9 protein-coding genes are annotated in these 17634 nt (G+C 41.5%); 3 read left to right on the top strand and 6 right to left on the bottom strand.

Annotated elements, in window-relative coordinates; all coding sequences use genetic code 11:
* The first annotated feature begins 15 nt into the window (after positions 1 to 15).
* The 3 genes from hslO to A3K93_RS01035 all read left to right on the top strand — a co-directional run bounded on the left by hslO (position 16) and on the right by A3K93_RS01035 (position 2076).
* On the top strand, positions 16 to 891 hold the full coding sequence (hslO, locus tag A3K93_RS01045) for an Hsp33 family molecular chaperone HslO (RefSeq protein WP_067728116.1): 876 nt from the start codon (positions 16 to 18) through the stop codon (positions 889 to 891).
* 505 nt (positions 892 to 1396) lie between these two features.
* A complete protein-coding gene (locus tag A3K93_RS01040; protein ID WP_067728114.1) occupies positions 1397 to 1729 on the top strand; it encodes a chaperone modulator CbpM in 333 nt (110 codons plus the stop codon).
* An 83-nt stretch (positions 1730 to 1812) separates the two neighbouring features.
* Positions 1813 to 2076 (top strand): YdcH family protein, encoded by a 264-nt coding sequence (locus A3K93_RS01035; protein WP_067728112.1) that lies wholly within the window; start codon positions 1813 to 1815, stop codon positions 2074 to 2076.
* A 59-nt stretch (positions 2077 to 2135) separates the two neighbouring features.
* On the opposite strand, the gene A3K93_RS01030 is transcribed toward A3K93_RS01035, so the two are convergent.
* The 6 genes from A3K93_RS01030 to A3K93_RS01005 all read right to left on the bottom strand — a co-directional run bounded on the left by A3K93_RS01030 (position 2136) and on the right by A3K93_RS01005 (position 17602).
* Positions 2136 to 4208 carry a TonB-dependent receptor plug domain-containing protein gene (locus A3K93_RS01030; protein WP_067728110.1) on the bottom strand — a complete coding sequence of 691 codons (2073 nt, stop codon included), beginning with the start codon at positions 4206 to 4208 and terminating at the stop codon, positions 2136 to 2138.
* Positions 4209 to 4489: 281 nt separating this feature from the next.
* The gene (gene pnp / locus A3K93_RS01025) at positions 4490 to 6577 is read right to left on the bottom strand and encodes a polyribonucleotide nucleotidyltransferase (RefSeq protein WP_171255077.1); all 2088 of its coding nucleotides are present in this window, start codon (positions 6575 to 6577) and stop codon (positions 4490 to 4492) included.
* A 252-nt stretch (positions 6578 to 6829) separates the two neighbouring features.
* Complete coding sequence (rpsO, locus tag A3K93_RS01020) at positions 6830 to 7099, bottom strand: 30S ribosomal protein S15 (protein ID WP_004637724.1); 270 nt, start codon at positions 7097 to 7099, stop codon at positions 6830 to 6832.
* Between the two features lie 829 nt (positions 7100 to 7928).
* The gene (gene recD, locus A3K93_RS01015) at positions 7929 to 9695 is read right to left on the bottom strand and encodes an exodeoxyribonuclease V subunit alpha (RefSeq protein ID WP_067728106.1); all 1767 of its coding nucleotides are present in this window, start codon (positions 9693 to 9695) and stop codon (positions 7929 to 7931) included.
* A 71-nt stretch (positions 9696 to 9766) separates the two neighbouring features.
* On the bottom strand, positions 9767 to 13891 hold the full coding sequence (locus tag A3K93_RS01010) for a UvrD-helicase domain-containing protein (RefSeq protein ID WP_067728104.1): 4125 nt from the start codon (positions 13889 to 13891) through the stop codon (positions 9767 to 9769).
* Complete coding sequence (locus tag A3K93_RS01005) at positions 13892 to 17602, bottom strand: exodeoxyribonuclease V subunit gamma (RefSeq protein ID WP_067728102.1); 3711 nt, start codon at positions 17600 to 17602, stop codon at positions 13892 to 13894.
* Between the last annotated feature and the right edge of the window lie 32 nt (positions 17603 to 17634).

Below are 17634 nucleotides of genomic sequence, written 5' to 3'. Positions count from 1 at the left end.
GTTATGGAGAATTTTATGTCTGATTTACGCCAACGATTTTTTATTGAAGATAGCCCTGTCCGTGGTGAAGTGGTACATCTTGAAGAAACTTTACAAACCATCATTGCACAACGTGATTATGCGCCAGCAGTAAAAATCATCTTGGGTGAAATGTTATGTGCGACCGCTTTACTTGCCAGCACGCTTAAAATCAAAGGTCGTATCAGCCTACAAATTCAAGCGTCTGGTAGTTTTAAATGGGCAATGGCTGAATGCAATCACTTAGGTGAAGTTCGTGCCTTGGCTGACTATGAAGCAGACCCTCGCTTTGAAAGCGCTGTCGATAGCAGCACAGTGCTAAAATCACTGACTAGCCCTGTTTTATTTATCAATATCGAACCTGAATTTGGTGAACGCTATCAAGGCATTGTGCCTTTAGATAAAGAAACACTTGCAGGCTGCTTAATGCAGTATTATGACTTGTCTGCACAGATTCCAACGCGCATTGTTTTAGGCAGTGATGAAAAACGTGCGGGTGGTTTACTGATTCAGTTGTTGCCACGTAATAGCGAAGAAGAACAACGCCGTGTCGATGAAGACTTGTGGCCACGTCTGACAATGTTAACCGAAACTTTGAAAGTGGATGAATTAACAGAATTAGATGCCAACGAAATTCTCTACCGTTTATATAACGAAGAAGAAGTGCGTTTACCTGAAGCAGAAACTTTAAAATTTGGTTGTACTTGTTCGAAAGAACGTTGCGCTGTGGCATTAGAACAAATTGGTATTGATTCTGTTCGTGAAACACTCGAAGTACAAAACCCAATCGAAATGGACTGCCAATTCTGTAATGCCAAATATACGTTCACTGCAGAAGAAGCCTTGGGCTTGTTTGGTAAACATTTAAGCTAAGTTTAAATGATTTAAAAACACTCTTCGGAGTGTTTTTTATTGCCAAAATTTTAATACAAACTAACTAAACATCTTTTCTGCATTGAAGCAATTTTATTTTAAGCACTAGAATTTCTAATAATTGAAAGACTTAAATATAAGTCATTTAAGCACCCTTAGCTTGTCATAAGTTGAAACAATAAGGTACAAATAATTACTGTTATAACGCGGGGAAAATTACAATAATGATTTTATGCACGGTTATTTTTTCACCAAATTAAACCGAGCCGACTTTTATATCATTTAAGTGCTTATTGATATTTCCACAAGAAATAGAATTCACTTAAGTCCTAGAAATTAAAAATAAAGATGAATCTAGGTGCGATGAAAGTCAGTTTTGATAGAGCAACGTCTCGATGTATATATGGACACTTGGGGTAAGTTAAATCGCAGCACAGCATCATTTGTTGTTCTGCATCATGAGCTCATCTCAATAGGGCAAAACCATGTGTTAAAGGAGTCTGCCATGACCACTATTCAGTACACCGATCAGGGATCTCACGGCTTTTCATCCTCCATAATTATGGATGAACATCCTTTAGATTTAAGACATTTTGCTCAGGCGTGTGGACAAAGTCCAGAATGGGTCTTACAGCTCATCGAACACGGTATTTTGCCTGAACGCTCTACCGATCCGTATTCCAAATTTATTGTTGAAGATGTCACGCGTGCACAACGGGCTTATCGTTTACAACGCGATTTTGATGCGTCCTTTAGTGCGGTTGCGATGATGTTGGATTTGATTGATGAAGTTCAGGAATTACGCCGCGAAGTACGCCACCCTAACTTTAAAAAATAATTTACGACCTATGGCAGACCTTATATTGATATTAAGGTCACAGGGTTATTTCATGTTTTCCTTTATTGAGATTCGCAGTATTTATGAAGACCAAAGATTGCAATAAAAAGATTAAACATATGTTCCCTGAATATCGGGATTTGATTCAGCCCTTACGAGAAGATAATGCACATTTTGCTAAACTTTTCGAGGAGCATAGTGAATTAGACAAAGAAATCACACAGCTTGAACTCAATCCAATCAATGTCTTAAATCACGACATTGAAGGGCTCAAACGGCGCAAGCTCAAACTCAAAGATGAGTTGTATTCTATTTTGAGAAATCATCAGCAAAGTCTAAATCAGTAAAGCAGCATTCACTTTTCGTTGAAATTAAGTCAATGCTGCTCTCACTATAGATAACAGACTTAGAATTTTTTTTCTAAGCTCAACATAAAGCTTGGAATACTTTCGTAGCTTCGTGCCTCATGTAACTCGCCACTGGTTAAATCCGTTAAGCGCGTTTTATAGTCTGTGCTGAAAATATTACGGGCATTGAAGCTGGCTGCCCAATCGTTATCGAAACGTTTGGTTGCGCTGATATCAACATTAATGCGTTGATTATTACTGCGACGATAGGGTTCCTGATCCAATACACGGCTATACGCAGGTGTATAGTTTGCATTTAAACTGGTTGATAAACGCCAAGGTTGATAATTATAAGACACACCTGCACTTGCACTATATGGTGCAACATCACTGACTAAGCGTTCCTGACCATTGGCCTCTTCAACTTTAGCCCGCACGGTAGATACTTGTGCATTCAGCATAAAGGAATGACCATTTTCAGTTTGTTTTAACGCATAACGCCCTGCCAGTTCCACCCCATAAGTTGTGGCATTGTCTTGGTTGCTCGGTGTTTCAATATAGCGGTCACCTTCTTGGCGAATAACCCGCTCAATATAATCATCAATTTTACGGTGATACGCAGTTAGGTTTACTCCACCCGCAGGTGTGTTATAGCCTAGAGTTGATTCAATCGCTGATATTTTTTCAGGTTTTAAATTTGGATTACCACCACGGTCTGGATTACTTAAACTGCCAGCATCTTCATCATTAGAGACAGAAATTGTCGGCATCAGACTGTCTGCGCGCGGACTACGAAACGCCTGAGACAAATTAGTTTGTAGCGACCAATGCTCATCAAAATCGAAACGATGTGCCAGTACAGGACTGAAATGCTGATCTGAATATTCCACTAAGCCCGAACGTTTTAACCATTCTTGGCGTACACCTAAGGTCAAAGTATTGCGGTCAGTGACGCGCATACTTCCCTCGACATACATCGCATAGCGTTGTTCATCTAAGGTTGATTCTATATTGCTTTCTAATTCGCTGGCACGCGAATCAACACCGAATTTAATCTGTTTTTTATCATCAAATTTACGTACGCCATCATAAGCCAGACCATATTCATTGATGGTTTGATCAATGATATTCGTACCTGTTACTAAGCGCGTTTTTTCAGTTTCATTTTGATGTTCTGCTGAAAGTCGAATTTTATCGCTATTGCCCTGATCTTTGCGTTCATAACGAGTATTCAAACGAATACTGTCATTTTTATCATCTTGGATTTGGCGACCACTTTGACCATCGCTTTGGTTGTTACGATAGAACACTTCAGCAATTAACTTTTGCTGATCATCCAGTTCGTATTCCATACGTGGAGAAATCATCAGTGATTTGCGTTCGGTAATACGTTTATTTTGTTTTGCATCTTCACCATTTTTTTGGCTTTTAATGACGTTGGTGCTGTCATTCCACATTTGATTGACAGATAAACTGTAGATCAATGCGTCACGACGACCATCCATTTGTAGGCTTAGATTTTTACGTTCTTCTTCTTTTTGAGCAGACTCGGCAAAGCCATAACCTGCACGCACTGTCCCGCTGATGAGTGTATCATCTAAAGGTTCTTTTAAAATAATATTAATAACAGCAGAAGATGCCACTGATGCTTGTGCCACACTCGGTTGCTTCACAATTTCAATGCGTTCAATCATGTCCGGTGTAATAGAATCCACCACCGACATACCACCGCGCGGTCCACCTTGTACCGGTTCACCATTGATTAAAAATACCGGTGCACCACCACCACGGAATCGCATTGCGCCATTTCCACCACGTGGGCCAGAACCAAGTCCACCCATTTGGATGCCTGCGGCACGGCGTAATGCATCCTTCACAGATTGATCGCCATACTGCTCCATTTCTTCACGGCTAATCACTGCTTTTGGAATAGCACTAATGTCAGGGTCTTTAGCAGTTGCCTCTTCAGCGACATAGGTAATGGTCGGTAAAGTCTGTACAGTGGTTGGAGAAGGTTCTGAATTTGAAGACGCTGCCGTAGTCACAGGATCACTTGCAGACACCGTAGCTGAAATCGCCAATAGAGAAAGCATAAGTGCGTTGAATTTGAATTCTGGCAGTCGACTTTTCATGAACCAACATCCGAGTAAGTATTTTGGCGTAAGCATAAACCACAATCATGGAGAAAGTTTGTGGAAAACACCATTTTCAAAATGATTTTAAAAAATTTAATCCAATAAAAATCAATTAGTTTTGATACCTAGTAGAAGGATAGTATAAACAAATTTTCTAACATCCAAATCAAACTATTCAACGTGTAAATCATTTAAATCAAGCCTAATTTTCTTATCATTTTCCATAAAAAAAGCCCGCATGATGCGGGCTTTTTTTTTAAAGAATCGAATCCAGCAAATTATGCTTGTTCGATGTCTTTCATAGTCAATTTAATACGGCCACGGTTATCAACATCCGCAACTTGTACTTTCACTTCTTGACCTTCTTTCAATACGTCTGCAACATTGGCAATACGTTCGTTAGAGATTTGAGAAATGTGAAGTAAACCATCAGTACCAGGAAGGATGTTTACGAACGCACCGAATTCAACGATACGAATCACTTTACCAGTGTAGATTGTACCTGGTTCGATTTCAGCAGTAAGCGCTTGGATTTTCGCTACAGCAGCCATCGCAGCCGCTTTAGTTTCACCAAACACGCGAACTGTACCATTGTCTTCGATATCAATCGCAGCTTTCGTTTCTTCAGTGATTTGACGGATTGTTGCACCGCCTTTACCAATCACGTCACGGATCTTATCAGGGTTGATGTTGATCACTTGGAATGTAGGCGCATGCATTGAAATTTCAGGACGAGCGCGTGAAATCACTTGGTTCATTGCATTCAAGATGTGCATACGACCTGCATATGCTTGGTTCAATGCAACTTCCATGATTTCTTCAGTGATACCTTCGATTTTGATATCCATTTGAAGCGCAGTAATACCGTTTGCAGAACCTGCTACTTTAAAGTCCATATCACCAAGATGGTCTTCGTCACCTAAGATGTCAGAAAGCACTGCGAAACGTTCGCCTTCTTTCACAAGACCCATCGCGATACCCGCAACTGGTGCTTTAATTGGCACACCTGCATCCATCAGTGATAGTGAAGCACCACATACAGATGCCATAGAAGATGAACCGTTAGATTCAGTAATGTCAGATACGATACGAATCACGTACGGGAAGCGATCTGCTGCAGGAAGAACAGCTTGAACACCACGACGCGCTAGACGACCGTGACCGATTTCACGACGTTTAGGACCAGATTCACGACCAGTTTCACCTACAGAGTATGCAGGGAAATTGTAGTGAAGCATGAAGTTATCAGTTTTTGTACCCGCTAAGGTATCAACCATCAGCGCGTCACGTGTGTTACCCAAAGTTGTTGTTACAAGTGCTTGAGTTTCACCACGTGTGAACAATGCAGAACCGTGTGCACGATCTAACACGCCCACTTGTACGTCAAGTGCACGAACAGTTTTGGTATCACGACCATCGATACGTGGTTTACCAGACAAGATATTGTCACGTACGGTACGGTATTTAAGATCTTCGAATAATTCGTTTACGTCGTCAGCAAGACCAGTTTCGTCACCTTCAGGAACGAATTGAGCCAATGCTTCTTCTTGAAGTGCATCAAGTGCTGCATAACGATCATGTTTTACTGCAATGGTATATGCTTCAGAAATTTTCGCTTCGAATGCTTCTTTAAGTTTCGCACGAAGCTCTTCGTTTTTCGCAGGAGCTTCCCAAGTAGAAGGAGTAGCACCAGCCGCTTCAGCGAATTCTTTAATCGCTTGAATCGCGATTTGCATTTCGTCGTGACCGAACAATACTGCACCAAGCATTTGGTCTTCTGAAAGTTCTTTCGCTTCAGATTCAACCATCAATACTGCAGATTCAGTACCCGCAACAACAAGGTCAAGATCAGACTCTTTCAATTGTTCGTGGTTCGGGTTCAGGATGTATTCACCGTTGATTAAACCAACACGTGCACCACCGATTGGACCACGGAATGGTGTACCCGCAATTGCAAGTGCAGCAGATGTACCCAGCATTGCAGCGATATCAGCTTCCATAGTTTTATCAGAAGAGATCACAGTCGCTGTCACTTGGATTTCGTTGTAGTAACCTTCTGGGAACAACGGACGAATTGGACGGTCAATCAGACGTGAAATCAAAGTTTCAGCTTCAGATGCACGGCCTTCACGTTTACCGTAACCACCTGGGATACGACCTGCTGCATATTGTTTTTCTTGGTAGTTTACAGTCAATGGGAAGAAGTCTTGACCTGCTTTAGCAGTTGGTGCTGCAACAACAGCAACAAGTACTTGTACGCCGCCCATTGTGATCACAACAGTATTCGCTTGACGAGCAACGCGACCTGTTTCTAGCACAACATTGTGTTGGCCATATTGGAATTCTTTACGAATAATATTAAACATAGACATGTATTTTTGTTTCCCGATTTTATTCTAGTGGAGACCCCTAAGGTTTGGCATTCACAACTTAAACGTTTAAGTAAATGACAAAGCTTAGAAGCCGACCTCACTAGATATAAACACTATTTTTAAACACAAAGAAGGAGCGAAACATTCGCCCCTTCCACTGGTTTAGTCAAATACTAAACCTACTTTAGTTTTCAGCTGTAAAGCACAAAACATGCAATAAACCCGAAAATAAAAGTTTAAATCGAATTAACGACGTAAACCTAAAGCACCGATCAAAGCAACATAACGACCGTGGTCTTTACCATTTAGGTAGTCAAGAAGCTTACGACGTTGGTTAACCATACGGATAAGACCGCGACGGCTATGGTGGTCGTGTTTGTGCTCTTTGAAGTGACCTTGTAAGTCATTGATTTGAGCAGTCAAAAGAGCTACTTGAACTTCTGGTGAACCAGTGTCGTTTTCAGCGCGAGCGAATTTAGCGATGATCTCTGCGCGATCTGCGTTTGTTAAAGCCATTCGATTTCTCCGAGATGCTTATATATCTTGATAAAAATCAAAGTAATGAGAATTCAAGACTTTGACTGCCGTGCATCACTACAGCAAGTCGAATATTTTACGTGAATATCATGACAATTGCAAAAACTCATCTACAGGCTGAATGACATTTGGTCGGTTATTTCAGCCATGTGATACGCAGCAGAAATATTGGATTCAATCCATGTTTTATGTAGGTCGATTACATTCTGATGTCGGTGGCTCAAAATAGATAAAGAAAAGCCCGAGTCAGACTCGGGCTTTTTTATGCGCTGTAGTTTTTTCTCTTATGATTATATTTTTCTTATTTATTATTTTTATTATGACGCCTATCGCGTTCTCTTCTAGTTACACATTCCATGTTGGTAATGTTTAACGTCCTTGTAATAAGGATTTTGACAGATTAGAAATGTACGCATAGAGGATTATATCCTCTCTCGATGTAAGCCATTTCGTACATTAATTAACTCAATTCTCGTACAATATTACACTTATCATTTTTTGCTTACATCGAAACAATTCTAAATAAATAAGCATCATGAATTCTTCCAGCAAATTAATACAACACTAATCACGAAACAAAATAAAAAGCCTTGTAGTCTCTCCCAAAACTACAAGGCTTAGCGGCTGTAAGTTTCCTCTTTCACTTACGTCATTGTAAGTTCGCTGTCTTTCGACGTTATTAGTATAATTATGCGATTATGCCTAACTTTCCTTGTTAGGTTCTTTATGTAGCCCATCTTCTCAAAAAGTTACAAAAAGCTCTATGCGCAAATTTCTCGAATCCTTGTAAGCATTTGCCTACACAAAACTAGTTCACATATTCATTAAAATTGCGATACTGTTCCACTATTTTTTGACTCAAGCCACTGTGTCGCGTTGTTTTGATTGTTAATGCCTGTGTAAATGCATCACGATTCACTAACAAACTGACTACCTTTTTCGCACGGGTAATTGCGGTATAGATCAACTCCTTACTGAGTAGATTTTTCGCCAAGTGATCTAATACGACCGCTGTATGAGCAAATTCAGAGCCTTGGGATTTATGAATCGTCAGTGCAAAAGCGGTTTCAATGTTTTTCGGCAAACGTGTTGCCAAGACCCATTTTTCCAAACTTGAAAAATAGACTTCAAACTGACTTCGCCCATCATGTTCACGTAAAAAACAGATCCCGATATCGCCATTTGACAAGCCTAACTGGTAATCATTATAAGTCATCATCACCGGACGACCTTCATACCATTCACCTTGTTTAACACGTCCCAATTGGTTTAATAAGCGCTGTTCTATTTGCATATTTAACTGGTGTAAACCAAACGCACCATGTCGAATCGCAGTTAATATTCGGTATTGATCAAAGATTTCAATGGTATGGGCAACATAAGCATTAAAACTCTGCTGATCCTGCCCTTGTTTTAATGCTTGAACATAGTCAGCATAGCCATACATAAGCTTCGTATAATACTGTTCAAGCACTGAAGCACTCAGTTTTTCATCAGTGAGATATTCTAACTGTGCGTAGTCAACATCAATATCGTGCAATGAAATTGGCTGTAATTCTGTTGCTTGAACCACATTTTGCTCAAATTGCGCTAGTACATCTTGAGCCATGTCGTCTTGTTGAATAAATCGCGCCATCACACCAATTTGTGCTCCATCTGCAAAACGGCGCGTTTTCATCAAATGCACATGATTTTTTTTCAGCTCGCTCACTTGTTGTAAGTCCGCCAAAACACTACCGACATCGACGGATGCCAACTGATCGGCATCACCCAATAAAATCAAGCGTGCATGATTGGGTACGGCAGCAAATAACATCTGCGACAACTGTAAATCCAGCATAGACGCTTCATCGACCACGATCACATCATATGGCAAAGGTTGCTTGGCATGAAACTTAGGCTGTGCCTGATTACCTAAGCCTAATAGGCGGTGCAAAGTCACAGGTTGTAATTGCTTCAAGGCTTGAACGTCAAAGTCAGCCAATGCCTCACTATGTAATGCATTTTGCAATGCTTCTTTCATACGCTGTGCAGCCTTCCCTGTCGGTGCAGCCATGGCAATGCGTATATTGGGTAAGGCTTGATTCAATACAGCAATAATATGTGCCAAGGTAAAGGTCTTCCCTGTCCCTGGTCCGCCTGTAATCATACTCAAGCCTTGTTCAACCACCATGTTTAAGGCTTGTTGCTGATAAGGATCACTCAAGAGTTGCTGCTGATGTTCTGACAAATCAACAGGTACAATTGAATTCGCTTGAATACGGACAACATGCTCTGCAACCGACTTCTCTAGCGCCCAATACCGGTACAAATACAACTGCCCATGATCATAGATAAAGGGGGCAAGTGAATGGGCTTTCTGAGCATCACCAACAAGATCATGCAACAGAGAAAGACTATTTTGCTCTGCTGGAAGACAACTGTTTCCCTGCTGCATGGCATCTAAAACCTGCTGCATCAATTTTTTGGCAGATATTTCAAAGCGAGCCTGACTAAAAGGCGGCTGACAGAGATACTCGATCCATGGATCGATTTCTACCCCCGGCTGAGTTGCTTGAAATTGCTCATTTTCCACACAGTTATCCTCAAACTTATCCACAGGATAATTTATTGTTTCATCTATATTAAAAAGCTAATTATTGGCAATTATGCTGTTTTATACGGCAACATATAGCCCAAAATTTCATCTAATTTTTCAATAAAACTGACCTCAGGTTGCCAATAAAAATGGCCCTGATTTTCTTGCCCATTCATACCACGTAAGTACAAATAACTTGCCCCACCAAGATGCTGATGGATGTCATAGTGCTGCATATTGGCTTTCAAGTAACGATGCATTGCCACCAAGTAAAGTGCAGCCTGCAACCAATAGCTCGAATGCGTCATATTCTCTTGCACACGCTCGATACTATAATCTTGCTGATCAAATCCCAAGAAGTTACTTTTATAATCGGCAATGTGATATTTCTGCCCATCAAAGTAAACCAAATCAATGGAACCTGTGAGAAACCGCGCTGATTTCGCTTCATTAAATTCGGTCATCAGAATGCCGTGTTCAGCAAACAATGTATGAATCTGCTTGATCTGCAGTGATTCATCTTGCAGTGATAGGAAAAATGGAAACTCGGACAAATAGCTCCCTTTGACCAACTGTTTTAAGGCAAAATTCGGCTGAAGTGGTGTCGCCAAAATCTCAGCAATCCAATCCTGCATCAGATTTAAAATGACATCTTCGACCATTTCTTCAAGCAAAATGTCAGCCGCATCCAGTACGAGACGATCTACATCTATAGGCTGTGAAGAACCTTGCGCAATTTTTTCCAGTTCCTTTTCAAACTGTTGAATAAAACTGTCATCATCTAATTCTTCAAAATAAAATTCGAACTGTCGTATAAATGCTAAAAAACGCGTTTGCTCAAAGGCTTCAGGTTGGATAAAGAAGCTTCGCCATTCCGCCCGATATTGCTCATCATGTTTATGCTGACGAATACCGCTCAATAATTTGTAATTCACACTCAATAAAACTTTTTGAATGAGGGCAATCAAAGCCTCGCTATTCAATGTGGTATTAAGCGCAAAGCGTTTAAACAGCGTTGCCAAGTTGGTTGTTACCGTAATGTATAACTGCTTAAAGGCGTGTTCATAAGCCTGCCTAACTGCGAAGGTTTGCTGAAATTTCTCGATCAGTTCATACCAAATCTGTGGTGCAGTGTTTTTAAAACGGCGTCGAATTTCCAAGTTCCAGTAAGCGCGATCTTGAAAATCTAAATGCTCAAAGATACTGTGCAAAAATGTTCCAGCCACAGTGCCTTTTGGAAAATACTGTTTAATCCAATCTAACGGTGCTGCAATCTCTTGTTCCTGCACCGGCATGATATCAATCTCATCTGCAGCACTATCAGGATGATCATTCAAAGCCACTAAATCATCTTGCTGTGTGCTTGTATGCGCAAGATGTTTAGACAATGCCGTGAAACTGGTTTTCGTCCTTGGATAAAATTGTGTATGAGGCAAAGGTAATGCTTGAAGCTCTGCACTTATCTCTGTCTGTTGCAGGTGAATCGCTTTTGGTTCTTGTTCAAGTAAATCTTCCATTATGGATAATGGATGCTCAAAAACATTGCCGCCTTGCCCACGCCAAAATGCTAGCCCTGAGGTTGAATCGATGTTTTTTTCATTGAGCATGGCGTAAACACGGTGACTCGCACGCGTTAGTGCCACATACCAAAGACGATGATTTTCTGCAGCATTTCGTTCAGCATTTTGCAGAACAGCCTGCTCGTCCAAATCTTTATGATTGACCGCAATAACACGCGCCTGATCAAGCACACTTTCAGACAGTGTATCACTGAGTGAAAAGTTTAAATTACCTTTATTGACATCAAATGCAGCATCCGCACCCAACAAAAAGACCACTTTAAACTCAAGCCCTTTTGAGGCATGAATCGTTAAAAGTTGCACCCCACGATCACCCGAGAGTTTACGTTCTTTTTCGCTGTCTTTGCCTGACGGTGACTGTAACTGACGTAAATACCAATGATAGAGTTTTTGTGCCCCTTGATAATATTCACTTTGATGGCTCAAAATTTCGGTTAAATGACGTAGATTTACTACAAAACGTTCATTATCGATGCTTTGGCTTGCAACAATTTTGCTCCATACACCAAACAGATTCAGTGCATAGTTCCAAGCGGTTAAGAAGCCTTTGTCAAACCACATTTCACGAATGGCGTCGAAATCACTGATAAAGCGGCTTAAACCTTCATTTTGATGCTGTAATTCCAATAAGGCTTTTAAATCAAAGCCCAATAGGCGGGTAATCAAGGCACGCTTTACTTTAGCTTCGTTAAATGGATCCATAATGGCAGTGAGTACAGCCGCCACATCCTGCGCGGTACTACTCGCAAAGACACTGAGCTTCGACTCCTTAAAACACGCGATTTTCATGCGTTGTAAGCGCTGTTTCACTTGCTCTAATGGATAATGTCCAAAGCCTAAAACCGCAATATCATCTTCACAGAGCGAAGTAATTTGACCAGATTGATCCCGAAATTTAAGCTGCCCCTGCTGTGCTTGATTTAACAGAGCACGAATTTTCCAAACCACTTGATCAATTTCATTGCCCTCCGCAGAGACTTGGATCCAGCGTAGTGGTGCAGGATTGGAATTTGCTCCTTCAATCAAATCTGGATGAGGTCTGCTGCCTGCTTGAATCAAGCTATAACGGACATTTTCACCAAAATCCATTTGACGCTGAAATAAAGCATCCACCACTTCAACCAAAGGTCTTACTGAACGATGGTTTTGCGTCAGGGTGTATTCTGTCCCCTGCTTTAAGAGTACATCCGCGTGGGCTTTGTTATAGGTGAGCATATCCCCACCGCGAAAGCCGTAAATGGCCTGCTTGGGGTCACCGACCATGATCATACAACCCAGATTCACACGCGCCGAATCGCGCCAAATTTTTGCGAGTAGATCATCCTGATCTTGGTTGGTGTCTTGAAATTCATCGACCAAAATTAAGGGATAACGGGTCTGTACAAACTGCGCAAAACGACGGCCTTGCTCACCCTGCAGCGCTTCAGCAAGCGTGCGAATTTGCTGTGAGAATGTGGTTTCACCTTGTTTTTGTAGTGTTTGTGGCAAACGATTTTGCACACTACGAATCAGGTGATAATCCAAGTGTTTAGCAAACTGCTGAAACTTGGACTTAAGCTCAACTTTTTCAAGACATAAAGCGTCAATCGCACGAATCAGATCATTGGCAAGGAAACGCTGCTGTTCTTCTTCAGGGCAACTTTTATTAAAGACTTGTGTCGTTGGTTCAAAGTCAGTTTTTTTACGTCTGAGATAACACAGATTGAGTAAAATCTTGCTGCATTCAGGTTCAAAAAAACTTAACTCGCCCTGAACTTTAAGCTGGTGACACCAGTCTTGATATTGCGCAGAAATATCAATGAGCTTGGTTAAAAAGCTCTTATGGAAATATTTCGGTGTCTCACGACAGAAAGTTTGAATTTCCTCTAAATGCTCAGGTCTGACGCCTATCAACGTTTCAACACAATGACCGAATCGCTCTAAATCCCAATCAACGTGTTTGACCTGCTGAAAATGTGCAGCACTGAAATTTAATGCATCACGCACAAGGCTGATGTAGTGATCAGCAGGTTTCAGCATATTTTGTAAATACAGCTGATTCACCACAAATTGTGGCTGCTGCTGAATCCATTCTCGTAATACATCATGGATCAATTGTTCGAGGTAAAGATCCTGATCTTCAGTCAGTTCAGCCCGTTCAATTTTGCCGCTTTCAAAGGCAAACTCGCGTAATAATTTTTGGCTAAAACTATCCAGTGTTCCGACAAAAAGCTCATCCAGCTGATTTAAGACGAGACGCATACGACGCCGTGCATAGTCCATGCGCGAACCATAATCTATTAATACCTTCTTAAACAAAGGATCAGACTCAGCTTCAATCTGTGCCTGTATTTCCACAGAATTCAACAACTGATATTTTTGAATATAAGCTAAGGTTTCCTCGACACGTAAGCGCACACGGCTTTTCAATTCTGCAGTTGCTTTACGGGTAAAGGTGGTTGCAATGACCTGATTTGGATAATATTTATCAAGAAATATCCGAACCATTAAACTCGATAAAGTATAGGTTTTACCTGTTCCTGCGGATGCTTCAATCCAATGCAATCCCTTAAAGTGCATGTCATGAATCGGATTGGTCGAAATCTGTTTTTGCATGGGTGCTGACATATTCATTTATTTCACCCATTCCAAATATTGTTGAATTGGCGCATAGAGATGATAAGCAAACTCCGCACAACTTTTGGTAAGTGCCTGATCTGCATCTTGATCCTGTAAAATAAATTGCCAATCTTGATGACGCTGATTTGACTCATCGGTTGTTAAAGGCTTGGAACTTTCAAAGCTTTTATTCCATTCCTCAAGGAGTTTATCAAGTTCGGCAATTTGCATCTGTCCTTGTTCGCTTTCGACCCATTGCCAGTCTTTTTTCAACAGTAATTCTGCAGGTAACACCAATGGATGTTGCTGACCATAACGCCATGCATTGAGCCAATACGCTAAATATTGACGTGCCTGTGTTGAAGTAACGCCTTTATAGCTCAAAGTCTTATTACTAAAGATCACAATGCGTTCAAGTTGAGTGCTTCGTGTATCGTCATTGATATAAGCCAGCCACAATAAGTATTCCAGCCAAACCTGTGCACGGCGGCGTTCCGATGCTGAAGCGGACTGCATACTGAGCCAATAATCTGCGTGAAGGTCTTCAGGCACGGTGATATTTAGAATCAAATCGGTTTCATAATGCCAAGATCTTTGCGTTGTAGACGTTAGATTTTTTTCCAACTTTAATAAGCGCTCATGTAACAGCTCTTGTTCTTGCTGGCTGCTGATCCAAGTCGCTTGCAAAGTTTTACCCACAGGAAGTAAATCCGAGATTAACTTCGCTTCAACCTTTTGATCTTGCTGTAATAAAAAATCACGAACTTGATATTGTTCCAATTTATTTAAGATTAAAGGTTCTTGTGCAGCAGGCATATCCTGATAGCGTACACTCGACACACCCACGCTCTTTAAAAATAAGCGCGCTGGGAACGTCATATCGCGAATCCACTCATCGGCTTTTAATACACATAAGTTGTCATCGCTAGATACGAATTGATAGGCCATATTGATCCAGCTTTGACGTTCAGATTGAGCCGTACGGAGCTGCTGTGCCACAGTAAACCATTGATCTTGAAATCGTGGTGTCCGAATTTCAGTAAATCCTAATGGATCAAAAGGTTGCATCGGATGTACGTGATAAAGCTGCTGGATATGTTCAGCGACTTTCAAGCCATTAATGTCTATCATCGGATCAATGTCAGCATCAGGCTCGCTTGAGGCACAAATATAAGAAATGTGCTGAATCAGTTCCTGTAATGAGGTCGACGGATCGCGTGCTTCACCATCATCCACATCAAAGCCATTGTAGAATAGCCAGACATTGTCCTGCGCCAAGAGTAAAGCATCTAGAAATGCGCCTTGATCATCATCAAGACGAGAACGATCCCCAAGCTGCGGTTTCAGCATACTCATTAAATCGAATGGCACATGTGGATTACGACTTGGGAATTTACCGGTATCCAAGTTCAGCATCACCACCAATTTATAGGGAATCGGACGAATCTGACCAATTTGACTAAAGGTGATCTGCCCCGTAGGTTCAGCCTGATCCAATTGAGCGTCAAGACTGTTTTGCAGCTCTTCCAAGATATAAGGCAACGGTAAACTGAGTGCCACCAATTCTTGATTAGCATAGGGATCATCTTGGTCATGGTAATCTGCCAAGGTCAGCATACGCAGCTGCTTATCAATTAATTCCGCAACAGTTTTAAGCGATTCTACGCCAGCAGTACGGAATTCATTTAAATCGCGATTAAGGTGTTCCAGCCAAACTTTTACAGGGGTACGTTGTCCCTGCTCATGTGCGTTGAACCACGTCCGACGAGCATCGAAATCCTGATAAATCTGAATCAACGTATTAATTAAAGCAAAATCACTGCTTTGTACTTTGGCATAACTCAGCGTTTCGCCAAACATTTGATGTGAAGGAACGGCTACGCCCAATGCTAAACGGTCTAAAGCATATTTAAAGCTAAAACGGTAATCCTGATCATCATCAATGAGACTTTGCTGTAAATGTGCCTGATCGAGACCGCGTTTGAAGCCTGCATTTGCTAAGAGCTGTACGATGCGCTCGACCTGTACAAAGTCCAGTCCATAACGCTGCTGTGTGGCACTTAAATACAGCCAGTCGGCAAAATCCTCAATGCTAAAACGCCCACACACCCATTGAATTCGTCCCAATACGGCACGCCACGCGTGGCTCACATCTAAGCGTGATACCCCTGCAATTTGAATCGGCAAATACACCATATCCTTATGTAAGCGATGTTGCCCTGTTTCACGTTCACGTGGTGGCGGTGCAAATACACTGCGAATAGCAGGTTCAATGTCTTTCAAATTTGGACTTAACACCAAAACATCATGCGGGTAACGCGGATGCTCTTCTGTACCTTGTGCCAACCAATGGGTGATTTGTTCACGTAAAACTTCGAGTTGTCTTAGGGATGAATGACAAACATGGATTTGTACCGAATCATCATCGGGTTTTAAGAGATAGGCATGTTGCTCAGGTTCGACCAAATACAAAATATCAGACTGAATTTTTGCAAGCAGATGATCAGGATATTCATCGACAAAAGCATCTGCCCACAGACCTTCTTCACCTGAAGAGAGTTTGGACAATAAAGAAAAGTGATCGCGTGCCTGTTTACCAAAACGCGTCAGCAAGGGATGACGTGATTCACGATCTTCAGCATTAAAGTTCAATTGAAAGGCTTGGAAAAATGCCTGAATCTCGGCATCAGTCGGCAACTTGCCTTGTGACTTTTCATATTTTCTAATGAAGCGCTCTTGCACACCTAAGTCGTAACGGGCTTTCCAATCAGGATCGACACTGTCCGCCCAATATTCTTGCGATGGGTTAAAGTGGAAAATATAAATATCAATGTGCTGACCCAGACGGCGCAAAAAATCCAGTTGATTTGGCGGCAGTTCAATCAAAGTAAACACCACCACTTCCGAAGGCAACTGCTTTAAAGCATGTGCGCGTGTTTCAGGGTTTTCAATGCGATCCCAATAGAGCTGCTCAATCTCTAAAATTTTATTGTAATCATCTTGGAAAATGTGTTGCCACAGCCAACGTTGCCACGTTTCTAGCTCCCGTGCCTGAAGCTTAATAAAGTCAGAGACTGGAATCTCCTGTCCATTTTCATCTTTGGGTGTATAGATCATCTGCTCGACATCCAAAGCAATGTCTTTACCCCATGCCTCCAACCAATTACTGGCGCATTGGCATTGCTGTGGCGGACAGTTACGCGCACAGTAGCCACGATAATCCATATAATGGGTAAATAAACGTGAAACCTGCTCACACACCCAATACAACATGCTTTGTTTTTTAAGTTGCTTTTCAGGCCCATTTTCTAAACGGTCGGCACTATCATAAATACGCTGCACAATCGAATATAAGGCATGCCCGGATTTTAATGGATTTTCATCAGGCAAAATGGTTTTACGTAACGCCTGAAATGCACGCCATTTAATAATAATTCGTGGAATATTGGCTTCACGGACTTGTTCGAGTTCTTTTTGGGTATTGAGTACCCATTGATAAGATGACCACTGAAATGCGCGAATCCGATGGTGAAACTGGGTATTAGCACTGATGCCTTTTTTCTCTGCAATTTTTTGTGTCAGCCATACTTCCATCGCAGGAGATGGCACCACAAAATGACGTGTCTGCAATACCGCGAAAGGATCATCACTTTGTTGGTTAACCACACGCAGCATGCTATCCAAAAGCACATCAATACGCTGACTTTGAATAACATGAATCGCCATCTTTTCTCCCCAAATGAAACTGCATTGGTACA

Origin of the sequence: Acinetobacter sp. NCu2D-2 (assembly GCF_001647675.1) — a bacterium.
Lineage (GTDB): Bacteria > Pseudomonadota > Gammaproteobacteria > Pseudomonadales > Moraxellaceae > Acinetobacter.
Note: the sequence above shows the minus strand (reverse complement) of the source record. Positions and strands in the feature narration are given on the sequence as shown.

Coding starts and splice junctions, on each gene's coding strand:
- A3K93_RS01030 (WP_067728110.1), bottom strand. CDS start 4,208: ATGAAAAGTCGACTGCCAGAATTCAAATTCAACGCACTTATGCTTTCT.
- A3K93_RS01040 (WP_067728114.1), top strand. CDS start 1,397: ATGACCACTATTCAGTACACCGATCAGGGATCTCACGGCTTTTCATCC.
- hslO (WP_067728116.1), top strand. CDS start 16: ATGTCTGATTTACGCCAACGATTTTTTATTGAAGATAGCCCTGTCCGT.
- A3K93_RS01010 (WP_067728104.1), bottom strand. CDS start 13,891: ATGAATATGTCAGCACCCATGCAAAAACAGATTTCGACCAATCCGATT.
- A3K93_RS01035 (WP_067728112.1), top strand. CDS start 1,813: ATGAAGACCAAAGATTGCAATAAAAAGATTAAACATATGTTCCCTGAA.
- A3K93_RS01005 (WP_067728102.1), bottom strand. CDS start 17,602: ATGGCGATTCATGTTATTCAAAGTCAGCGTATTGATGTGCTTTTGGAT.
- rpsO (WP_004637724.1), bottom strand. CDS start 7,099: ATGGCTTTAACAAACGCAGATCGCGCAGAGATCATCGCTAAATTCGCT.
- pnp (WP_171255077.1), bottom strand. CDS start 6,577: ATGTTTAATATTATTCGTAAAGAATTCCAATATGGCCAACACAATGTT.